This is a genomic window from Chryseobacterium sp. VD8 (genome assembly GCF_037149975.1).
GTDB lineage: Bacteria > Bacteroidota > Bacteroidia > Flavobacteriales > Weeksellaceae > Chryseobacterium > Chryseobacterium indicum.
Genome location: NZ_JBBCQL010000449.1, coordinates 1 through 622, shown reverse-complemented (window position 1 = coordinate 622; position 622 = coordinate 1). Strand labels below are relative to the sequence as shown.

Genomic DNA, 622 nt, shown 5'->3' with positions numbered 1-622 from the left:
GATGAACTGAATCTTCAATCCAAACTATCGAACTTAACCAATAAAAAATTAAGCGGTTCAGCAGATTTGCAGATTCTGGATGCCTTCACCAATGAAGATATTTCGTCTCAGTTTGGTTTAAATTCAAGCATTCAGAACTTTGAATTAAATGAAAACGGAAACTCAGCCTTGACATGGAAAATAAAAGTTCCGGAGAATGTTTCATCCATTATTTTAAAAGTCGTTGCAAAAGCAGGACAATATTCCGATGGAGAACAGAAAGCCATCGCGGTTCTACCCAACAGAATGCTCGTAACAGACGCGGTTCCTGTTTTTGTAAAAGAAGGCAAAACCAAAACATTTGAACTGGAAAACCTTAAAAATGCAACTTCAACCACGATTTCCAATGTCTCCAATACACTGGAACTCACGACCAATCCAATCTGGGAAATCATGTTTGCGCTTCCGAGCCTTAAAAATGACCGGAATAATTCAGCGGATGTGATCTTTAACAAATGGTTTGCCGACGTTTTGGCATCAGAAGTCTTTAAAGCCAATCCGAAGCTGAAAACGGTTTTCGAAGAATACCAGAATAAAGGATTATTGAATTCCAGTCTTGAAAAAAATCAGGAACTGAAACAGT

1 pseudogene is annotated in these 622 nt (G+C 38.1%); it reads left to right on the top strand.

Features of this window, described 5'->3' with window-relative positions:
- Window positions 1-622 (top strand): annotated as a pseudogene (locus WFK35_RS22975) (alpha-2-macroglobulin family protein); the annotation flags it as partial.